18 protein-coding genes and 1 pseudogene are annotated in these 18,635 nt (G+C 70.0%); 14 read left to right on the top strand and 5 right to left on the bottom strand.

Annotation, left to right across the window (positions count from 1 at the left end; genetic code table 11):
* The 7 genes and pseudogenes from A9O63_RS23340 to A9O63_RS10085 form a co-directional block, all read left to right on the top strand.
* Window positions 1-134, top strand: a pseudogene (locus tag A9O63_RS23340) (16S rRNA (guanine(966)-N(2))-methyltransferase RsmD); the annotation flags it as partial.
* Complete coding sequence (locus tag A9O63_RS10110; RefSeq protein ID WP_069331817.1) at window positions 131-775, top strand: HAD-IA family hydrolase; 645 nt, start codon at window positions 131-133, stop codon at window positions 773-775. The pseudogene A9O63_RS23340 and the gene A9O63_RS10110, both read left to right, overlap by 4 nt.
* A 72-nt stretch (window positions 776-847) precedes the next feature.
* Complete coding sequence (locus tag A9O63_RS10105; protein ID WP_069331816.1) at window positions 848-1,927, top strand: catalase family protein; 1,080 nt, start codon at window positions 848-850, stop codon at window positions 1,925-1,927.
* 81 nt (window positions 1,928-2,008) lie between these two features.
* Window positions 2,009-2,902, top strand: coding sequence for a metal ABC transporter substrate-binding protein (locus tag A9O63_RS10100; protein ID WP_069331815.1), 894 nt, complete (start codon window positions 2,009-2,011; stop codon window positions 2,900-2,902).
* Entirely contained in the window at window positions 2,899-3,792 is an 894-nt protein-coding gene (locus A9O63_RS10095; protein ID WP_015921313.1) for a manganese/iron ABC transporter ATP-binding protein, read from the top strand. The genes A9O63_RS10100 and A9O63_RS10095 overlap by 4 nt, the downstream gene beginning before the upstream one ends.
* Window positions 3,779-4,639 carry a metal ABC transporter permease gene (locus A9O63_RS10090; RefSeq protein WP_069331814.1) on the top strand — a complete coding sequence of 287 codons (861 nt, stop codon included), beginning with the start codon at window positions 3,779-3,781 and terminating at the stop codon, window positions 4,637-4,639. Before A9O63_RS10095 ends, A9O63_RS10090 begins: the two co-directional genes overlap by 14 nt.
* Entirely contained in the window at window positions 4,636-5,484 is an 849-nt protein-coding gene (locus A9O63_RS10085; RefSeq protein ID WP_069331813.1) for a metal ABC transporter permease, read from the top strand. The genes A9O63_RS10090 and A9O63_RS10085 overlap by 4 nt, the downstream gene beginning before the upstream one ends.
* Here the strand turns inward: A9O63_RS10085 and A9O63_RS10080 are convergent.
* Window positions 5,459-6,067 (bottom strand): response regulator transcription factor, encoded by a 609-nt coding sequence (locus A9O63_RS10080; RefSeq protein ID WP_011338585.1) that lies wholly within the window; start codon window positions 6,065-6,067, stop codon window positions 5,459-5,461. The two genes, A9O63_RS10085 and A9O63_RS10080, sit on opposite strands and share 26 nt — an antisense overlap.
* Window positions 6,064-8,049, bottom strand: coding sequence for a two-component system sensor histidine kinase NtrB (locus A9O63_RS10075; RefSeq protein WP_069331812.1), 1,986 nt, complete (start codon window positions 8,047-8,049; stop codon window positions 6,064-6,066). Before A9O63_RS10075 ends, A9O63_RS10080 begins: the two co-directional genes overlap by 4 nt.
* A 139-nt stretch (window positions 8,050-8,188) precedes the next feature.
* Between A9O63_RS10075 and A9O63_RS10070 the strand changes: the two genes are divergently transcribed.
* From A9O63_RS10070 to A9O63_RS10060, 3 genes are all read left to right on the top strand, one after another.
* On the top strand, window positions 8,189-9,193 hold the full coding sequence (locus A9O63_RS10070) for a TRAP transporter substrate-binding protein (protein WP_069331811.1): 1,005 nt from the start codon (window positions 8,189-8,191) through the stop codon (window positions 9,191-9,193).
* A gap of 84 nt (window positions 9,194-9,277) precedes the next feature.
* Window positions 9,278-9,961, top strand: a complete 684-nt coding sequence (locus A9O63_RS10065; RefSeq protein WP_002721136.1) for a TRAP transporter small permease — start codon at window positions 9,278-9,280, stop codon at window positions 9,959-9,961.
* Window position 9,962: 1 nt separating this feature from the next.
* On the top strand, window positions 9,963-11,288 hold the full coding sequence (locus A9O63_RS10060) for a TRAP transporter large permease (RefSeq protein ID WP_069331810.1): 1,326 nt from the start codon (window positions 9,963-9,965) through the stop codon (window positions 11,286-11,288).
* Between the two features lie 138 nt (window positions 11,289-11,426).
* Here A9O63_RS10060 and A9O63_RS10055 read toward each other — a convergent pair whose 3' ends face one another.
* Both A9O63_RS10055 and A9O63_RS10050 read right to left on the bottom strand, forming a co-directional pair.
* Window positions 11,427-12,047: an enoyl-CoA hydratase/isomerase family protein gene (locus A9O63_RS10055; protein WP_069331809.1), complete on the bottom strand. Its 621-nt coding sequence runs from the start codon at window positions 12,045-12,047 to the stop codon at window positions 11,427-11,429.
* A complete protein-coding gene (locus A9O63_RS10050) occupies window positions 12,044-12,796 on the bottom strand; it encodes an SDR family oxidoreductase (RefSeq protein WP_069331808.1) in 753 nt (250 codons plus the stop codon). The genes A9O63_RS10055 and A9O63_RS10050 overlap by 4 nt, the downstream gene beginning before the upstream one ends.
* Window positions 12,797-12,919: 123 nt before the next feature.
* Between A9O63_RS10050 and A9O63_RS10045 the strand changes: the two genes are divergently transcribed.
* The 3 genes from A9O63_RS10045 (at window position 12,920) to A9O63_RS10035 (ending at window position 16,904) form a co-directional block, all read left to right on the top strand.
* On the top strand, window positions 12,920-14,449 hold the full coding sequence (locus tag A9O63_RS10045; RefSeq protein WP_069331807.1) for a DUF2125 domain-containing protein: 1,530 nt from the start codon (window positions 12,920-12,922) through the stop codon (window positions 14,447-14,449).
* A 348-nt stretch (window positions 14,450-14,797) separates the two neighbouring features.
* The gene (locus tag A9O63_RS10040) at window positions 14,798-16,141 is read left to right on the top strand and encodes a TldD/PmbA family protein (RefSeq protein WP_069331806.1); all 1,344 of its coding nucleotides are present in this window, start codon (window positions 14,798-14,800) and stop codon (window positions 16,139-16,141) included.
* Window positions 16,128-16,904: a 3'(2'),5'-bisphosphate nucleotidase CysQ gene (locus tag A9O63_RS10035; RefSeq protein ID WP_069331805.1), complete on the top strand. Its 777-nt coding sequence runs from the start codon at window positions 16,128-16,130 to the stop codon at window positions 16,902-16,904. The genes A9O63_RS10040 and A9O63_RS10035 overlap by 14 nt, the downstream gene beginning before the upstream one ends.
* Window positions 16,905-17,033: 129 nt before the next feature.
* Here A9O63_RS10035 and A9O63_RS10030 read toward each other — a convergent pair whose 3' ends face one another.
* Window positions 17,034-17,231 (bottom strand): hypothetical protein, encoded by a 198-nt coding sequence (locus A9O63_RS10030; protein WP_069331804.1) that lies wholly within the window; start codon window positions 17,229-17,231, stop codon window positions 17,034-17,036.
* Between the two features lie 152 nt (window positions 17,232-17,383).
* Here A9O63_RS10030 and A9O63_RS10025 point away from each other — a divergent pair, with 152 nt between their 5' ends.
* Entirely contained in the window at window positions 17,384-18,241 is an 858-nt protein-coding gene (locus tag A9O63_RS10025; protein WP_069331803.1) for an SDR family oxidoreductase, read from the top strand.
* The last annotated feature ends 394 nt before the right edge of the window (window positions 18,242-18,635 follow it).

Here is an 18,635-nt window from a genome sequence, read left to right as displayed (position 1 = left end):
ACGCGGGCTGGCTCGCGCCCGGCGCCCTCGTCCTGTGGGAGGAGAACATCGCCCCGGTTCCGCCGGAAGGCTTCACGCAACTCGACCAGCGGCGCTACGGCGACACGCTGGTCACCATTCTGGAGGCGCCATGATCGAGGCGGTGATCTTCGACTGCGACGGCGTGCTGGTGGACAGCGAACCCACGGCCTTCGCGCTTCTGGGCGAGGATCTCGCCCGCCACGGCCTTGCGCTCGACCATGCGGCGCTCGAGGCGCATTTCCTCGGCGGCACCATTCCCGGTGCGGCCGTGACGGCCCGCCGTCTGGGGGCCGACCTGCCCGCGGACTGGGTGGAGGACTTCTACGAGCGGCTCTATGCGCGGCTGGCCCGGGGCACGCCGCTCATCCCCCATGTCGAGGAGGTGGTGGCCGCGCTCGATCAGGCGGGCATCCCCTATGCGGTGGGCTCGAACGGATCCGACCGCAAGATGCAGGTGACGCTCGGCCAGCATCCGGCCCTGATGGCGCGGCTCGCCGGGCGGCTCTTCTCGGGCCAGTCGCTGGACGCGCCGAAGCCCGCGCCCGACCTCTATCTTCATGCCGCCCGCGCGCTGGGGGTGGAGCCGGACCGCTGCGCGGTGATCGAGGACAGCCCGACAGGCGCCCGCGCCGCCCGCGCCGCCGGCATGACCTGCTTCGGCTATGTGCCCGACGGCAGTTCGGCGGCCCTCGAGGCCGAGGGCGCCCGGCCCTTCTCGGACATGCGCGAGCTGCCTGCCCTCCTCGGTCTCTAAGGGCCGCCGCACTCTTCGACTGGAACCCGGCGCCCCCAGCGCCGGTTGCCCTCCGACAGCAACGGAGGCCCCATGCGCGACCCGATCCGATATGCGCCCGACATCGAACGTCCCGAGGAGGAGGAAGAGCAGACCGAGCGCCTGCTCTGCCGGGCGCTGACCGAGATCCTCGACACGACCTCGGGCAACTACGGCCATGCGGTGCGCGCGGTCCATGCCAAGAGCCACGGGATCTTCGAGGCGCATTTCGAGATCCTGCCCGATCTGCCGCCCGAGCTGGCGCAGGGGCTGTTCGCACGGCCGGGCCGGCACCCGGCGCTGGTGCGCATCTCCACCAATCCGGGCGACCTTCTGCCCGACAGCGTCTCGGTGCCCCGCGGGCTCGCGCTGAAGATCCTGCAGGTGGAGGGCGAGCGCCTCCCCCGCGCCGAGGGCGACACGCAGGATTTCGTGATGGTCAATGGCCCCGCCTTCGCGGCTCCCGATGCGGCGAGCTTTCTCAAGAGCCTCAATCGCCTCGCCCGGACCACCGATCAGGCGACCTGGGCCAAGGTCGCCTTGTCCTCGGTGCTGCGCGGGGTCGAGAAGACGCTCGAGGCCGCAGGCGGCGAGAGCGCCACGCTGAAGACCATGGGCGGCGCCCCGAACGTGCATCCGCTGGGGGAGAGCTATTTCAGCCAGACGGCCTTCCGTCACGGCGACTTCATCGCGAAATACCAGCTGGTCCCCGTCTCGGACAGCCTCACCCGCCTGACGGGCGAGGAGATCCCCGCAGCCGGCGCGCCGGACGCGCTGCGCGAGCGGGTGGCGCAGGATCTGGCCGGGGGTGGCGTCTGGGACTTCCGCGTCCAGCTCTGCCGGAACCCCGAGACGATGCCGGTCGAGGATCCGAGCCGGATCTGGAGCGAGGAGGAGAGCCCCTTCGTGACGGTGGCGCGCCTGACCGCACCGCCGCAGCCGGGCTGGAGCGAAGCGAGGGCCAAAGCCGTGGACGACCCGATCCGCTTCTCGGTCTGGACCGGGCTTGCCGCGCACCGGCCGCTCGGCGCGATCAACCGCGTGCGGCAGGCGACCTACAAGCTTTCCTCCGACTATCGTGCGGCCTTCAACCGCTGCCCGATCCACGAGCCGGACCGATTGGATCTGCCCTGACGTCACAAGTTTGCGAACGGCTCGCAATTTATCCTTGAAGTTTTGCGAATGCCTCGCATTATCACAGTTGGAGGTGCGAGCATGAACATGCGACGGATCGGATGGGCCGCCTCGATGGCGACGCTCCTCATGGCGGGGCCGGCGCTCGCCGACCGGCTGAAGGTGGCCACGACCTTCACGGTCATCGCCGACATGGCGCAGAACGTGGCGGGCGACGCGGCCGAGGTGGTGTCGATCACCCGCCCCGGCGCCGAGATCCACGGCTACGAGCCCACGCCGCGCGACATCGTGCGCGCCTGGGACGCGGACCTGATCCTCTGGAACGGGCTCAATCTCGAGCTCTGGTTCGAGCAGTTCCTCTCCAACCTGAAGGATGTGCCTTCGGTGACGGTGAGCGAAGGGATCGAACCGATGGCGGTCGCGGGCGGCGAATATCGCGGCAGGCCGAACCCGCACGCCTGGATGGGCCTCGACAATGCGATGATCTACATCGACAACATCGCCCGCGCCCTGGCAGAGGCCGATCCGGCCCATGCCGAGAGCTACCGGGCCAATGCCGCAAGCTACAAGGAGCGGCTCCGGGCGACCATCGGCCCGCTCCGCGACCGGATCGCGGCCCTGCCCGAGGAGCGGCGCTGGCTCGTGACCTGCGAGGGCGCCTTTTCCTATCTCGCCCGCGACTTCGGGCTGAAGGAATTCTATCTCTGGCCGATGAACACCGATCAGGTCGGCACGCCGCAGCAGGTGCGCACGGTGATCGACGGGGTGAGGAAGCACGCGATCCCGGCCGTCTTCTGCGAGAGCACGGTGAACAATGCCCCCGCCCGGCAGGTCGCGCGCGAGACGGGGGCGGCCTATGGCGGCATGCTCTATGTGGACAGCCTGAGCCCGCGCGACGGGCCGGTGCCGACCTATCTCGACCTCCTGCGGGTGACGGCCGAGACCATCGCGAACGGGCTGGAGGGCGCAAGATGAGACCGGAGATCCCATCGGCCGGGGCGGAGGCGGGCGCGGGCATCTCGGTCCGCGATGTGACCGTGACCTACCGCAACGGCCATACGGCGCTGCGCCACGCGAGCTTCTCGCTGCCGCGCGGGACGGTGGCGGCGCTCGTGGGCGTCAACGGGGCAGGCAAGTCCACGCTCTTCAAGGCGATCATGGGCCTCGTGCCGGTGGGCTCGGGCGAGATCCGGCTGCTCGGCCGCACCGTGCCCGAGGCGCTGCGGCAGAACCTCGTGGCCTATGTGCCGCAATCCGAGGAGGTGGACTGGACCTTCCCGGTCCTCGTCGAGGATGTGGTGATGATGGGCCGCTACGGCCACATGGGCTTCCTGCGCCGCCCGAAGGCCGCCGACCGCGCGGCCGTGGCCGAGGCGCTGGCCCGCGTCGGCATGGAGGGGCTGCGTCACCGCCAGATCGGCGAGCTTTCGGGCGGGCAGAGGAAGCGCGTGTTCCTCGCCCGGGCGCTGGCGCAGGAGGGTCAGGTGATCCTGCTCGACGAGCCCTTCACCGGCGTCGATGTCCAGACCGAGGGCGAGATCGTGGCCCTGCTGCGCGAATTGCGCGCCGAGGGGCGGGTGATGCTGGTCTCGACCCACAATCTCGGGTCGGTGCCGGAATTCTGCGACCGCACCGTGCTCGTGAAGGGCACCGTTCTGGCCTACGGGCCGACGGAGACCACCTTCACCCATGCCAATCTCGAGGCGGCCTTCGGCGGCGTCCTCCGGCGCTTCACCCTGTCGGGCACGCTCCTGCATGACGACGACGACCCGCGCGAGGTCAGCATCCTCACCGACGACGAGCGGCCCTTCGTGCAATATGGCGGCCGCACCCACCGGCAGGAGGCCGAGGATGAGCGCGGCTGAGCTCTGGGAGCCGTTCCTCTACGGCTACATGACCAACGCCATGTGGGTCTCGGCGCTGGTGGGGGCGGTCTGCGCCTTCCTGTCCTGCTTCCTGATGCTGAAGGGCTGGTCGCTGATCGGCGATGCGCTCTCGCATTCCGTCGTGCCGGGTGTCGCGGGGGCCTATGTGCTGGGCCTGCCCTTCGCGCTCGGCGCCTTCCTTGCGGGAGGGCTCGCGGCGGGGGCCATGCTCTTCCTCTCCGGCCGCAGCGGGCTCAAGACCGACGTGGTGATCGGGCTGATCTTCACCTCCTTCTTCGGGCTCGGCCTGTTCATGATCTCGGTCGATCCGATGGCGATCTCGATCCAGACCATCATCATGGGCAACATCCTCGCCATCTCGCCCTACGACACGGCGCAGCTGGCGGTGATCGGGGTGGTCTCGCTCGCGATCCTGCTCGCGACATGGAAGGACCTGATGGTGACCTTCTTCGACGAGACCCACGCCCGCTCGATCGGGATCCGCACCGGCGCGATGAAGCTTCTGTTCTTCACGCTGCTTTCGGCCTCCATCGTGGCGGCGATGCAGACGGTGGGGGCCTTCCTCGTGATCGCCATGGTGGTGACGCCCGGCGCCACGGCCTATCTGCTCTGCGACCGCTTCCCGCGCCTGCTGACGCTCGCCGTGGCGATCGGGGCCGCCACGGGCTTCCTCGGCGCCTACATCTCCTATTTCCTCGACGGGGCCACGGGCGCGGTGATCGTGACGCTGCAGACGGCGCTCTTCCTTCTGGCCTTCCCCTTCGCGCCCAAGCACGGGATGCTGGCCGCCCGCCGCCGCGCCGCCCAGGCGCTGGAGCAGCCATGACCGAGACGCTCCTCTTCCCGTTCCAGTTTCCCTTCATGCAGAACGCCTTCCTCGTCTGCCTGCTGGTGGCGGTGCCCACGGCGCTTCTCTCCTGCCTCCTCGTCCTGAAGGGCTGGGCGCTGATGGGCGACGCCATCAGCCACGCCATCCTGCCGGGCGTGGTGCTGGCCTATATCGCGGGCGTGCCGCTGCTGGTCGGCGCCTTCGGCGCGGGCATGGCCTGCGCACTCGCCACGGGCTTCCTCGCGGGCAACAGCCGGGTCAAGCAGGACACGGTGATGGGCGTGGTCTTCGCCGGCATGTTCGGGCTGGGGCTGCTGCTCTACACCTCGATCGAGACCGACGTGCATCTCGATCATATCCTGTTCGGCAATATGCTGGGCGTGGGGCCCGGGGATCTCCTGGTCTCGGGGGCGATCTCGGCCGGCGTGACGGGCGCGCTCCTGCTGACCTGGAAGGATCTGCTTCTCCATGCGTTCGATCCGGCGCAGGCACGGGCCTCGGGCCTCAGGGTGGGGCTTCTGCATTATGGTCTTCTGCCCGCGCTCGCGCTGACCATCGTGGCCACGCTGACGGCCACGGGCCTCATCCTCGCCGTGGGCCTGCTGATCGCGCCGGGGGCCATCGCCTTCCTGACGGTGCGGCGCTTCGGGCCTATGCTGATCGTGGCGGTGGCGGTCTGCCTTGCCGCGATGCTGGCGGGGACCTATGCGAGCTTCTTCCTCGACAGTGCCCCCGCCCCCACCATCATCCTGATCCTGAGCGGGATCTTCGTGCTGGCCTTCCTCGCCCGCCTGCGGCGCAACCGGCGCGCGACGCTCAGCGCGGCAGCCCCGCCTCGCTGAGGAGCGCCGCAAGCTCCACCGCATTGCGCGCGCCCATCTTCGCGATGAGGCGAGAGCGGTGCAGCTCGACCGTGCGCATGGCGATACCCAGCGTGTCGGCGATCTGCTTGTTCAGCCGCCCCTGCAGCATCAGCCGCAGCACCTCCTCCTCGCGCGCGGACAAAGTGGCGAGGCGGCGCGCCACATCCTCGCGCGCGCCGCTGTGGGCCAGCTGCGCGGCATGGGCCTCGATGGCGGCGAGCACGAGATCGACCAGCGCATTGTCGTTGAAGGGCTTCTCGACGAAATCGAAGGCGCCGGCCTTCAGCGCGCGCACCGCCACCGGCACATCGGCATGGCCGGTGAGGAAGATCACCGGCGCCGCGCAGCCCGCCGCGCGCAGCCGGTCGAACGTGTCGGGCCCCGAGATCCCGCCCATCCGCACGTCAAGCATGATGCAGGCGCAGTCGGGCAGCGGCAGCGCCTCGAGAAAGGCCTCGCCCGAGGGCCAGCCCTGCACGCGCAGCCCCCGGGAGGCAAAGAGAAACGAGAGCGCGTCGCGGATCGCCTCGTCATCGTCGATGATATGGACGCACCCCGTCATTCGGCGGCCACTCCTTCTTCGGCGGCGGCGGGCAACGCCACCCGGAACACGGTGCCCCCGCCCTCGCGCGGGCGGTGGGTCAGGCGGCCGCGGTGCATCTCGACGATGGTGCGGCAGATGTTCAGCCCGATCCCCATACCCTCGGCCTTGGTCGAGGTGAAGGCGTCGAACAGCCGGTCGGCCACCTCGGGCGCGATGCCGGGGCCCCGGTCGGCCACCTCGATCACGGCCCGCGCGGGCCCGGGGCGGAGGCTCACGGTCAGCGCATCGACGCTTCCCGCCTCGCCCATCGCCTCGATCCCGTTGCGCATGAGGTTGATGAGGAGCTGCTCGAGCAGGATCCGGTCGGCCAGCACGGGCGGCGCGGGCGCCAGATCGACGGCGATCCGCACCCCGCGCACCCGCGCATCCGCCTCGAGGAAACCGGCCGTCTCGCGCACGACCGAGGCCAGATCGAGCGCCGAGAAGCGCGGCTCGCGCTTGCGCACCAGATCCTGGATCCGGCGGATGATCTGGCCCGCCCGGTCGGCCTGATGCGAGAGCTTGGCCAGTGCCGACGACAGCAGCGCCGGATCCGCCCGCTCCTGCCGCAACAGGTTCGCGGCCCCGGCCGCATAGCTCGCGATGGCGGCGAGCGGCTGGTTCAGCTCATGCGCCAGCGTCGAGGCCATCTCGCCCAGCGTCACGAGACGGCCCGTCCGCGCAAGGCTCTCCTCCTGCTCGCGGGCGAGGCGGGCGGCGCGACGGGCGTCGGTGATGTCGATGATCGAGCCCATCCAGCCGCGATGCATCCCCTTCGCGTCGATCAGCGGCGCCTCGTAGACCTGCACGTCGATCTCGGTCCCGTCGCTGCGGCGGAAGCGGGTCTCGAAGGCCTGCGGCTCGGCGCCTCCCTCGGCGAGCGCCCGCTGGCGGCGCAGGGTCTCCTCGATCCGGTCGGGGGCCCAGTAGGGCATGGGCTGGTCGTGGCCGACCAGATCCTCGGCATTCCAGCCCACGAGCTTGCAGAAGGCGGAATTGACATAGAGCACCCGGCCCGCATGGTCCTTGGCGCGCAGGCCCACGGTCAGGCTCTCCTCCATCGAGCGGCGGAAGGCCATTTCCTCGTTCAGCCGCAGTTCGGCCGCGCGCCGCCGCTGCGCGTTGCGGTAAAGCGCGAGCAGGGCCAGGATCGCGAAGGCCGCAAGCCCCGCGATGGCCGCGGGCAAGAGGGCGCGGGCGAAGGGCGCGGCCCCCTCGTAGGAGGCGATGCGCAGCACCGCGCCCGGCAAGGGCGGATCGAAGCTGATCGCATGGCTGGGGCCTTCCGGCTCGGGCGTCCCGCGCGAGCGGCGGGCCCGCACCGTGTCGCTGCCGTCGAGCAGCCAGACCGCATATTGCTCGGCGATCCACCAGGGGATGTGGCGTTCGAGCATCAGGGGCAGCGAGACGGTGGCGGTGATGACCTCGTCGGAGCCCTGCGGCCGCAGGCCCATCGTCACCGTCTGCCCGTCCATCAGCGCATAGACCGGGCGGGCCCGAGCCCCGGTGCGCCGGAGCTGCGCGGCCAGCTCCTCGTCGGCGCGGGTGTCGGCGGGGCCCGGCACCGCCCGGAGGATGCCGCCCGCCGCATCGTGCCAGACGATCGAGAGGATCTCGGGATTGGCCGCGATATGGGCCCGCGCCCGCGCCTCGAGCACGGCGGGCGCCGTGCCGCCCGCCTCGTCCAGCGCAAGGCGCGCCAGCATGTCCTCGTCGACCGAGAGCTGGAAGCGCAGCGTCTGCTCGACCCAGAGCGCGTCGGTCGCAAGCTTGGTGCGGATCTGCTCGGTCTCGCTGCGGCCCGCGATCCAGACCGAGGCCGCCACCAGCGCCACCAGCGCGACGATGGCCACCAGCGGCATGAGCGAGAGCAGATCCACGCGGCCGCGGTCCGCGGGCGGATCGAGCGCCCACGGCTCGCCCGGGCGTGCGCCCGCCTGCCGGCCTGTCCGCTCTTCCACCCGTCCTCCCTCGCGCCGCACCGCCTGCGACAAGCTGTCATCCGTGCAGCCCCTTGCGGAAACCCACAATAGCGGCAGGCGGTCGCGGCTGGCAAGGAAGGGCAGGACCGCCGGGAGGGCGGCACAGAGGAGGATACCCATGTTGACCCGTCGCAGCCTCGCCGCTCTGGCAGGCGCCGCAGCGCTGGCGCTCGCCGCCGCCGTGCCGGCTCTCGCCCAGCCGATCGTCATCAAGTTCAGCCACGTCGTCGCCCCCGACACGCCGAAGGGCAAGGGCGCCACGAAGTTCGAGGAGCTGGCCGAGAAATACACGAACGGCGCGGTGGATGTCGAAGTCTATCCCAACAGCCAGCTCTACAAGGACAAGGAAGAGCTCGAGGCGCTGCAGCTCGGCGCGGTCCAGATGCTCGCCCCGTCGCTGGCCAAGTTCGGCCCGCTCGGCGTGCAGGATTTCGAGGTCTTCGACCTGCCCTACATCTTCAAGGGCTATGACGCGCTGCACACCGTGACCAACGGCGAGGTGGGCAAGATGCTGTTCTCGAAGCTCGAGGACAAGGGCATCAAGGGCCTGGCCTACTGGGACAACGGCTTCAAGATCATGTCGGCCAACAGCCCGATCGCCACGCCCGACGACTTCCTCGGCCTGAAGATGCGCATCCAGTCCTCGAAGGTGCTCGAGGCCGAGATGAACGCGCTCGGCGCGGTGCCGCAGGTCATGGCCTTCTCGGAGGTCTATCAGGCGCTGCAGACCGGCGTCGTGGACGGCACCGAGAACCCGCCCTCGAACATGTATACCCAGAAGATGCACGAGGTGCAGAAGCACGCCACGGTCTCGAACCACGGCTACCTCGGCTATGCGGTGATCGTGAACAAGCAGTTCTGGGACGGCCTGCCCGAGGAGGTGCGCGCCGGGCTCGAAAAGGCGCTGACCGAGGCCACCGACTATGCCAACGGCATCGCCAAGGAAGAGAACGACAAGTCGCTTCAGGCCATGAAGGACGCGGGCACGACCGAGTTCCACGAGCTGACCCCCGAAGAGCTCGCGGCCTGGGAAGAGGCGCTCGCCCCCGTCCATGAGGAAATGGCCGGCCGCATCGGCGCCGAGACCATCGCCGCCGTGAAGGCCGCGACCGGGACCAACTGATCCACCCGACCTTTCCCGGGCAGCCGGCCCCGCCGGCTGCCCGCTTTCCCTTTCCCGCAACATCCTAGCCACAGGAGGCCCGCCATGATGCGCCTTCTCGACCGGCTGGAGGAAACGCTCATCGCCTCGCTCATCGCGGCGGCGACAGGGCTGATCTTCGTCTCGGTCGTCCAACGCTATTCGCTGGGCCTTCTGGCCGATGGCGTGGCCTTCTTCCGTGGCCACGACATGCCCGAGCTCTCGGCCATGATGCGCAGCGCCTATCTCGGCCTGCGCGAGTTCAACCTCGTCTGGGCGCAGGAGCTCTGCATCATCCTGTTCGTCTGGATGGCGAAGTTCGGCGCGGCCTACGGGGTGCGGACCGGCATCCATGTCGGCATCGACGTGCTCATCAACAAGCTCGACGAGCGCAAGCGCGGCTTCTTCATCCTGCTGGGCCTCGGGGCGGGCGCGCTCTTCACCGGGATCATCGCGACGCTCGGCGGCAATTTCGTGTGGCACATGGCCCAGACCAGCGCGATCTCGCCCGATCTCGAGCTGCCGATGTGGCTCGTCTATCTGGCGATCCCGCTCGGCTCGGCGCTGATGTGCTTCCGCTTCCTGCAGGTGGCGGTGATCTTCGCCCGCACGGGCGAGCTGCCCCACCACGACCACGGCCATGTCGAGGGCGTGGACACCGAGGACGAGGGCATCGACGTGCTCGGCAGCACCTTCCTCAAGTCGCCGCTGACCCCCCGCGACCTCGTCGAGAAGCCGAAGGACGAATGAGATGAACGCAACCCTCATCTTCGGCGGTCTCATCGCCCTCATGCTGACCGGAATGCCGATCTCGATCGCGCTCGGCCTCACGGTTCTGACCTTCCTCTTCACCATGACGGCGGTGCCGATCGACACGGTGGCGCTGAAGCTCTTCACCGGCATCGAGAAGTTCGAGATCATGGCGATCCCGTTCTTCATCCTCGCCGGGAACTTCCTGACCCACGGCGGCGTGGCGCGGCGGATGATCGCCTTCGCCACCTCGATGGTGGGCCACTGGCACGGGGGCCTGGGCCTCGGCGGCGTCTTCGCCTGCGCCCTCTTCGCCGCCGTCTCGGGCTCCTCGCCCGCGACCGTGGTGGCCATCGGCTCGGGCATCCTGCCCGCCATGGTGGCGCAGGGCTTCCCCACCCGCTTCGGCGCGGGCGTCATCACCACGAGCGGCGCGCTCGGCATCCTGATCCCGCCGTCCATCGTGATGGTGATGTATTGCGTGGCCACCTCGGGGATGATGGTCGAGGGGCCCGACGGCACCATCGTCGATGCGGCCTCGGTGGGCGAGATGTTCATCGCGGGCGTGATCCCGGGGATCATGCTGGCGGGGGCGCTCGCGCTCACCACCTGGTATCGGGCCTGGAAGAACGACTATCCCCGCCTGCCGAAAGCCAGCTGGCGCGAGCGCTGGCAGGCCTTCCGCCAGGCGATCTGGGGCCTCCTGCTCATCGTGATCGTGATGGGCGGCATCTACACCGGCACCTTCACCCCCACCGAAGCCGCCGCCATGAGCGCCGTCTATGCCTTCGTGATCGCGGTCTTCGTCTACAAGGACATGGGGCTCAGGGACGTGCCGCGGGTGCTGCTCGCCTCGGCCAACATGTCGGCGATGCTGCTCTACATCATCACCAATGCGGTGCTGTTCAGCTTCCTGCTCACGCACGAGAACATCCCGCAGGCGCTCGGCCAGTGGATGGTGGATTCGGGCCTGACCTGGTGGATGTTCCTGATCGCGGTGAACATCATCCTGCTGATGGCCGGCAACTTCATGGAGCCTTCCTCCATCGTGCTCATCATGGCGCCGATCCTGTTCCCGGTCGCCGTGCGGCTCGGGATCGACCCGGTGCATTTCGGGATCATGATCATCGTGAACATGGAGGTCGGCATGTGCCACCCGCCCGTGGGGCTGAACCTCTATGTGGCCTCGGGCATCACCAAGATGGGCATCACCGAGCTTACCATCGCGGTCTGGCCGTGGCTCCTCACCATGCTGGCCTTCCTCGTGCTCGTGACCTACGTCCCGCAGATCTCGCTCTTCCTGCCGCATCTGCTGGGCATGCGCTGACATCGAAAGGGCCGCCCGGCCTCTGCCGGCGCCTTCCGGGACCCCACGCCTACCGACGCAAGTCGGTAGGCGTTCGACATTCGCAGGGATGCGCCGACAGCGAAAGGAGCCGCCCGCGAAAGCCCTGAGGCGCCCGCCTCAGGCCTCGGCGATCATCGCCTTGATGGCCGCGCCATGGCCATCCTTCGCGCCGAGCGCATCGGCCGCAAGCGCCGCGGCCTCGGCCAGAAGCGCCTCGGGCGGCACGATCCGGTCGAGGAGGCCCCAGGCCAGCGCCTCCTCGGCCGAGGCCTTCACGCCGCCCATCAGGATCATCTTGGCCCGCGCAGGCCCCGCCAGCGCCTTCAGCCGCCGCACGTCCGAGGGCTGCGGCCGGAAGCCGAGCTTCATCACCGGATAGAAGAGCTTCGTCCCCGGCACGGCGATCCTCAGATCGCAGGCGAGCGCCATCCCCATGGCCCCGCCCGCCAGCGTGCCATTCAGCGCGGCCACGGTCAGGCAGGGCAGCGCCGCCACCGCCGCCGACACGCGCTCCCACACCGGGTCGACGGCAAGCCCCGCCCGCGCCTCGTCGAGATCGGCCCCGGCCGAGAAGACGCGCCCCGCCCCGGTCAGCACAAGGGCCCGCACGCCCTCGGCCGCGGCCTGCGCCACGGCCGCCTCGATCTCGAGCAGCATGGCCTTCGTCAGCGCATTGGCCTTGTCCGGCCGGTCGAGCGTCAGGGTCCGAAGCCCCTCCGCCTCCGCGACGCGGATCATGCGCCGAGCCCCACCGCCCGGCGGATCGCCTCGTCGCGCAGCGAGATCTCCTGCCCGAGCCACTTGTCCGCGCCCGGGCCGCACATCCACAGGAGCGCCTTCGCCGGCCAGTCGGCCGGAATATGGACCGACGGATCGAGCCGGCTCACCGGGTTGATGCCGCTCTCGCGGATCTTGTCCTGCATCCCGGTCGCGACCGTCCCGGGCGAGAGGCCCAGGATGCGGATGCGGTGGACCGCCTCCTCGAGATGGGCGCAGCGGGTCAGCATGGCCGCGCCCGCCTTCGAGCTGCAATAGGCGCTCCAGCCCTCGAGCGCATTCTGCGCAGCGCCCGAGCTGACGGTGATGATGGTGCCGCCCTTTCCGCGCATGTGCGGCACGGCCGCGCGGATCCCGTGGAAGACGCCCTTGAGGTTCACGTCGATGGCGCGATCCCAGGCATCGGGATCGACATCCGCCAGCCGCGCGATGGGCTCGATCACGCCCGCGTTGTTGATGAGCACGTCGATCCGGCCCGCCGTCTCGACCACCCGGTCGATCGCCGTCTGCACCGAGGCCCGGTCGGCCACGTCGCAGGTCAGGGCGAAGGCGCCCTGCCCCGCCTCGGCCGCCAGCGCCTCGATCTCGGGCCCGCTGCGGGAGAGGAGCGCGACGCGCGCGCCCGCCGCCGCAAAGACACGCACCGCCGCCGCTCCGATCCCGCGGCTGGCCCCGGTGACCGCCACGACCTTGCCCTGCATGTTGCCCATTGCGCCGCTCCTTCCCTGGCCTTCTGACAAACGTGTTAGCCGATCCTTGCATTCGACGGAAAGGCTTGACCCTCCAGAACCCACGGAAGAATGTGGGCCGATTATCCGCGTTGGGGAAGGCATATGACGTATTTCAGCACACTGGCAGGCACCACCGCTCTGGCGACGCTGGTGGCGGCGGGATCGGCCATGGCCGATGTGACGCCCGAGCAGGTGTGGCAGAGCTGGCAGGAGCTCGGCGCCACCTACGGCCAGACCCTGACCGCCGCGAACCAGAGCCGGACGGGCGACACGCTGAAGCTGCAGGACGTGCGGATGCATTTCGCGCAGGACGGCACCGTGGTCGAGGGCACGATCCCCGAGGTGAACCTGACGCAGCGCGGCGACGGCACGGTGGAGATCACCATGTCGCCGGAATTTCCCGTCGAGATGACGATCCCGAACGAGCCCGATGCCGAAAATCCCGCTCCCGAGCCGACCGAGCTCGCGCTGGCCCTGCGCCAGCCCGGCATGGTGATGGTCGCGGGCGGCGACGATCTGGCCACCACGCTCGCCTTCGACGCGCCCTCGACCACCATCGCCGTCACCGGGGTGGATGGCGTCTCGGCCCGCGAGATGAACCTCACCGCCGAGATGACGATGAGCGACGTGGCCGGCACCTACCGCACCGAGGGCACCGACACGCGCTCCATCACGAACGACTTCACGGCCGCGGTGGCCGAGATGACCTTCGCGATGACCGACCCCGAGACGAAGGGCAAGGTCAATGTCCGCGCCAGCGCCACCGACCTCAAGGGCACGTCCAGCGGCAAGATGGTGGGCACGCTCGGCATGGCGGACATGGCGGCGGCGCTGCAGGCGGGGGCGGCCTCGACCGGCAGCTTCACCTATGGCCCGGCCACGCTCGAGTTCGACTTTGCCGATGCGACCGACAAGGGCAAGGGGTCGGCCAGCGCCGCCGGGGGCAATCTCGACGTGTCGATGAGCGGCGACAGCCTCTCCTACGGCGGCGGGACCAAGAACGTGAGCCTCACCCTCAGCGGCAGCCAGATCCCGTTCCCGCAGTTCAACATGAGCTATGCCGAGGCCGCCTTCCAGCTGCTCACGCCGGTCACGACCTCCGAGGAGCCGCAGGACTTCCGCCTGCTCACCCGGCTCGTCAACCTGAAGGTCTCGGACGAGATCTGGGCCATGTTCGACCCCGAGGCGCAGCTGCCGCGGGATCCGGCGACGCTGGTGCTCGATGCCAAGGGCAAGGCGCGGCTCGACATCGACCTGCTCGATCCCAAGCAGGTCGAGACGCTGGGCGAGAAGGCTCCGGGCCAGATCGAGGCGCTCGATCTCGATCAGCTTCAGCTCTCGATCGCGGGCGCCGATCTGACCGGCGACGGCAGCCTCACCTTCGACAACGCCGACACGACCACCTTCGGCGGTATGCCCGCGCCCACGGGACAGATCGACCTGAAGCTGGTGGGCGGCAACGCGCTCATCGACAAGCTGGTGGGCATCGGCCTCGTGCCGCAGGATCAGGCGATGGCCGCGCGCATGATGCTCGGCCTCTTCGCCCGTCCGGGTGAGGGCGAGGACACGCTGACCTCGACGCTCGAGTTCAAGGACAAGGGCTTCTACGCCAACGGCCAGCGCCTCCAGTAACCTCGGCGCCCCCGCCCTGCGGCGGGGGCAGCCTGCCTTCCCCCAAGGATCGCGGCCCCACGCCAAGGCGCGCCTCTCCCTCCTCCACGCGCCGTCCCATCGGGCAGGCCACGCGCGCCGTCCGATCAGGCAGCCTGCGCCCCTTCCCATCGGGCAGGCCGTGCGCCTTCCCATCGGGCAGGCCGCGCGCCTTTCCATCCGGCAGGCCCGTCGCCTTCCCATCAGGCAGGCCGCGCGCTGTCCCATCGGCGCGGCTTCGTCCCGACGGAACGTCGGTTCCTGTGGCTCCGGCGCTTGTCACGACGGGCGTGCCCGATTACCTCGGGACGGAACCCAGAGGAGCCAGCCATGACCCAACCGCTCGACCGCCTGACCGACCGGCTGCTGCAGGTCGCCCGCAGCGCCGGAGCAGAGGCCGCCGATGCGATCGCGGTGCGCGGCACGTCGCTCTCCATCGACATCCGCGAGCGCGCGCTGGAGCAGGCCGAGCGGGCCGAGAGCGTCGAGGTGGGCCTGCGCGTGCTCCTCGGCGGCAGGCAGGCCTGCGTCTCGGCCTCCGACATCTCCGAGGCCACCCTCTCGGCCATGGCCGAGCGCGCGGTCGCCATGGCGCGGGAAGCGCCCGACGATCCCTGTGCGGGCCTCGCGGACTCCGCCGAGATCGCGCGCGGATGGGATCTGGCGGCGCTCGAACTGGTCGATCCGTCCGACGAGCCTTCGCCTGCGGCCCTGGAGGAGGATGCCCGCGCGGCCGAGGCCGCGGCGCTCGAGACGGCCGGCATCTTTCAGGTCGAGGCGGGCGGCGCCTGGTCGCGCCGCGAGATGCATCTGGCGGCCAGCAACGGCTTTTCCGGCGGCTATGCGCGCAGCTCGCGCTCGATCTCGGCCGTGGCCTTCACCGGCTCGGGCACGCAGATGGAGCGCGACTGGGCGGCCGAGACCCGCATCTTCGGCGCGGACCTGCCGGCGGCCACCGAGGTGGGCCGCTTGGCCGCCGAACGCGCCATGGCCCGCGTGGGCTCGCGCAAGCCGCCCACAGGCAGCTTCCCGGTGCTCTATGACGAGCGCATCGCGGCCTCGCTGATGAGCCACCTGTTGTCAGCTGTCAACGGCGCCACCATTGCCCGCGGCGGCTCGTGGCTGCGCGACGCGCTGGGACAGCAGGTGCTGCCGGCGCATCTGTCCTTCATCGAGGACCCGCTGCGGCCGCGCACCGGCTCGTCGCGCCCCTTCGATGGCGAGGGGCTGCCCACGCGCCGCCGGGCCATCGTCGAGAACGGGTTCCTGACCGGCTGGACGCTCGACCTCGCCACCGGGCGCAAGCTGAAGATGGCGAGCACGGCCAATGCCGCGCGCTCGACCTCGCAGCCGCCCTCGCCCTCGGTCTCGAACACCGAGCTTACGCCCGGCACGGTCACGCGGGCCGAGCTTCTGGCGCAGATGGGGACGGGCCTTCTCGTGACCTCGCTCATGGGCTCGTCGATCAACGGCAACACGGGCGACTATTCGCGCGGCGCGTCGGGCTTCTGGGTCGAGCGCGGCGAGATCGTGGGGCCGGTGAACGAATGCACCATCGCGGGCAATCTGCGCGACATGCTGCGGACCATCGTGCCCGCGAACGATGCGCGGCCGCACCTGTCCAACCGGGTGCCGAGCCTGCTCGTGGAGGGTCTCACGATTGCCGGCGCGTGACCTCGCGCTGCTGAGCGAGGCCGCGCGGGCCGCGGGGCCGGTCGCGCTCCGCTACTGGAAGAATGCGCCCCGCGCCTGGGAGAAGGACGGGAATGCGGGGCCGGTGACCGAGGCCGACCTCGCGGTGAACCTGCTGCTCGAGCAGAGGCTCCGCTCGGCGCGGCCCGATTACGGCTGGCTCTCTGAGGAGAGCGCCGACAGCGGGGCGCGGCAGGGGGCCGAGCGCGTCTTCATCGTGGATCCGATCGACGGCACGCGCGCCTTCATGGCGGGCGAGGACACGTTCTCGGTCTCGCTCGCCGTGGCCTTTGCCGGGCGGATCGTGGCCGCGGCGGTCTATCTGCCGGCGCTCGACCGGCTCTATACCGCGGGCGAGAGCGCGCCTGCGCTGCGCGACGGGCAGGCCATCGCCGCCAGTCGGCGCGCCGAGAGCCAGGGCGCCACCTTGCTCGCCTCTCGCCATACGCTCGGGGAAAGCCACTGGCCCGGAGGCGTGCCGGAGGTGAAGCGCAGCTTCCGCGCGTCGCTCGCCTTCCGGCTCTGCCTCGTCGCCGAAGGGCGGCATGACGGGATGCTCATGCTGGGTCAGGCGTGGGAATGGGATATTGCCGCGGGCAGCCTGATCGCCGCGCGGGCAGGAGCCGCCGTCTCCGACCGCTTCGGCCAGCCGCTGACTTTCAACGGCAGCCCTCCGCAGACCCCCGGCGTGATCGCCGCCGCTCCGGGCGTGCATGCGGAACTCCTGCGCCGTCTCACGCCCTGATCGCCCCGGCGGAGGCCTGCGGGCTGCTCGATGAAAGCTGCCCTTCGGGACGTCCCCCGGGGCACAGGACGCCCGGAGGCGCCGCCGCCGGGGCGGCGGCCGCCGGAAGTCCTGCGAGACCGGCCAACCTCACTTGTTCGTGCGGCCGCGCTGGTTCGGATCGATACCGCCCCACGGGTTCGTGTCGTTCATCACGTCGCCCTCGAAGGTGGTTTCGCCCTCCATCGGCTCCTCGCCGCGCCGCAGACCTGTCGAGCGCCCGATGCCCGGATCGCCCTTGAGGTCTGCGTCGAAGGGCTGCTTCGTCTTCGGATGCTTGCTGGACATGGATCCGTCTCCTCTTGCTGGAGGCAGGGAAACCGGGCGCGGCCGCCCTCTGTTCCGGCGCGGGCCGGGGATCGGCGAGCCCTCGCCGCCCCGCGGAACTTCGGCTGCGCCCATCGGTTGCGCCCGCCCACCCTGCCTAACAGGAGGCTCCGATGACCGACCATCCCAAACCCCCGTTCCCCGATCAGGAACAGCCGATGCCCGGCACGACCGCCCGCCTCGACCCGCAACCCGATCACGGAGAGAAGAGCTATCGCGGCTCGGGTCGCCTGCAGGACATGAAGGCCGTCATTACCGGCGCGGACAGCGGCATCGGCCGGGCCGTGGCGCTGGCCTTCGCGCGCGAGGGGGCGGACGTGCTGATCTCCTACCTGTCCGAGGACGAGGATGCGGCCGAAACCGAGCGGCTCGTGACGGAGGCCGGGCGCAAGGCGGTTCTGGTGCGCGGCGACCTTCAGGACGCGGCCCACTGCCGCGCCGTGATCGACCGTGCCGTCGAGGAATTCGGTCGGATCGACCTCCTCGTGAACAATGCCGCCCATCAGGCGAGCTTCTCCGAGCTGGGAGATATCCCGGACGAGGAATGGGAGCTGACCTTCCGCGTGAACATCCATGCGATGTTCTACCTCTCGAAGGCGGCGGTGCCGCACATGGGCCCGAACAGCGCGATCATCAACACGGCCTCGGTCAATGCCGATTCGCCGAGCCCGCATCTTCTGGCCTATGCCACCACCAAGGGCGCGATCCAGAACTTCACCGGCGGCCTCGCCCAGATGCTGGCCGAGAAGGAGATCCGGGTGAATTGCGTGGCGCCGGGCCCGATCTGGACGCCGCTCATTCCCTCGACCATGCCTGCGGAGAAGGTGAAGAACTTCGGCATGCAGGTGCCCATGCAGCGGCCGGGACAGCCCGCGGAACTGGCCACGGCCTATGTGATGCTGGCCGATCCGCTCTCGAGCTACACGTCGGGGGCGACCATCGCGGTGACGGGCGGCAAGCCCATCATCTGACCGCGCCTGAGGCCAAGCCCGGCCCGCAGGGGCCGGGTGCCGCCTTCCCTGTCGGGCGCGACCCTGCCGTGCGCCCGAAGCGCGGGCGCCGGGGGCGCGCCCCGGGAGCAGGCCCTTGGCCGGCCTCGAAACTTGACTGTTTTCGTAAACATAAGTAGAGCACGGGCAGCCGTGACCTTGCTGCGACTCGACCATGCGTCGTGAGCGGGAGACAAGCCAGAACATCAAGCGCCGCCACGCGCGGCCGAATACCGGAAGACCTCATGGCCTTGCTCTTGCGTCCGATCCTGCTGTTCCTTCTGACCGCCGCCGCGGCCCAGGCGCAGGAGCAGCCTCCCGCCGTGCCCGATCTCGCGCCCCAGATGCAGGCGCCCGCGCCCGAGACGCCGGCGCC

This window comes from Cereibacter johrii (assembly GCF_001720585.1).
Lineage (GTDB): Bacteria > Pseudomonadota > Alphaproteobacteria > Rhodobacterales > Rhodobacteraceae > Cereibacter_A > Cereibacter_A johrii.
This window is presented reverse-complemented; position numbering and strand designations above follow the sequence as displayed.

Excerpts from the sequence above, each read along its gene's own strand:
- A9O63_RS10060 (WP_069331810.1), top strand. The coding sequence starts at position 9,963 with ATGAACGCAACCCTCATCTTCGGCGGTCTCATCGCCCTCATGCTGACC.
- A9O63_RS10105 (WP_069331816.1), top strand. The coding sequence starts at position 848 with ATGCGCGACCCGATCCGATATGCGCCCGACATCGAACGTCCCGAGGAG.
- A9O63_RS10070 (WP_069331811.1), top strand. The coding sequence starts at position 8,189 with ATGTTGACCCGTCGCAGCCTCGCCGCTCTGGCAGGCGCCGCAGCGCTG.
- A9O63_RS10030 (WP_069331804.1), bottom strand. The coding sequence starts at position 17,231 with ATGTCCAGCAAGCATCCGAAGACGAAGCAGCCCTTCGACGCAGACCTC.
- A9O63_RS10045 (WP_069331807.1), top strand. The coding sequence starts at position 12,920 with ATGACGTATTTCAGCACACTGGCAGGCACCACCGCTCTGGCGACGCTG.
- A9O63_RS10025 (WP_069331803.1), top strand. The coding sequence starts at position 17,384 with ATGACCGACCATCCCAAACCCCCGTTCCCCGATCAGGAACAGCCGATG.
- A9O63_RS10085 (WP_069331813.1), top strand. The coding sequence starts at position 4,636 with ATGACCGAGACGCTCCTCTTCCCGTTCCAGTTTCCCTTCATGCAGAAC.
- A9O63_RS10110 (WP_069331817.1), top strand. The coding sequence starts at position 131 with ATGATCGAGGCGGTGATCTTCGACTGCGACGGCGTGCTGGTGGACAGC.
- A9O63_RS10095 (WP_015921313.1), top strand. The coding sequence starts at position 2,899 with ATGAGACCGGAGATCCCATCGGCCGGGGCGGAGGCGGGCGCGGGCATC.
- A9O63_RS10100 (WP_069331815.1), top strand. The coding sequence starts at position 2,009 with ATGAACATGCGACGGATCGGATGGGCCGCCTCGATGGCGACGCTCCTC.
- A9O63_RS10050 (WP_069331808.1), bottom strand. The coding sequence starts at position 12,796 with ATGGGCAACATGCAGGGCAAGGTCGTGGCGGTCACCGGGGCCAGCCGC.
- A9O63_RS10090 (WP_069331814.1), top strand. The coding sequence starts at position 3,779 with ATGAGCGCGGCTGAGCTCTGGGAGCCGTTCCTCTACGGCTACATGACC.
- A9O63_RS10040 (WP_069331806.1), top strand. The coding sequence starts at position 14,798 with ATGACCCAACCGCTCGACCGCCTGACCGACCGGCTGCTGCAGGTCGCC.
- A9O63_RS10055 (WP_069331809.1), bottom strand. The coding sequence starts at position 12,047 with ATGATCCGCGTCGCGGAGGCGGAGGGGCTTCGGACCCTGACGCTCGAC.
- A9O63_RS10065 (WP_002721136.1), top strand. The coding sequence starts at position 9,278 with ATGATGCGCCTTCTCGACCGGCTGGAGGAAACGCTCATCGCCTCGCTC.
- A9O63_RS10080 (WP_011338585.1), bottom strand. The coding sequence starts at position 6,067 with ATGACGGGGTGCGTCCATATCATCGACGATGACGAGGCGATCCGCGAC.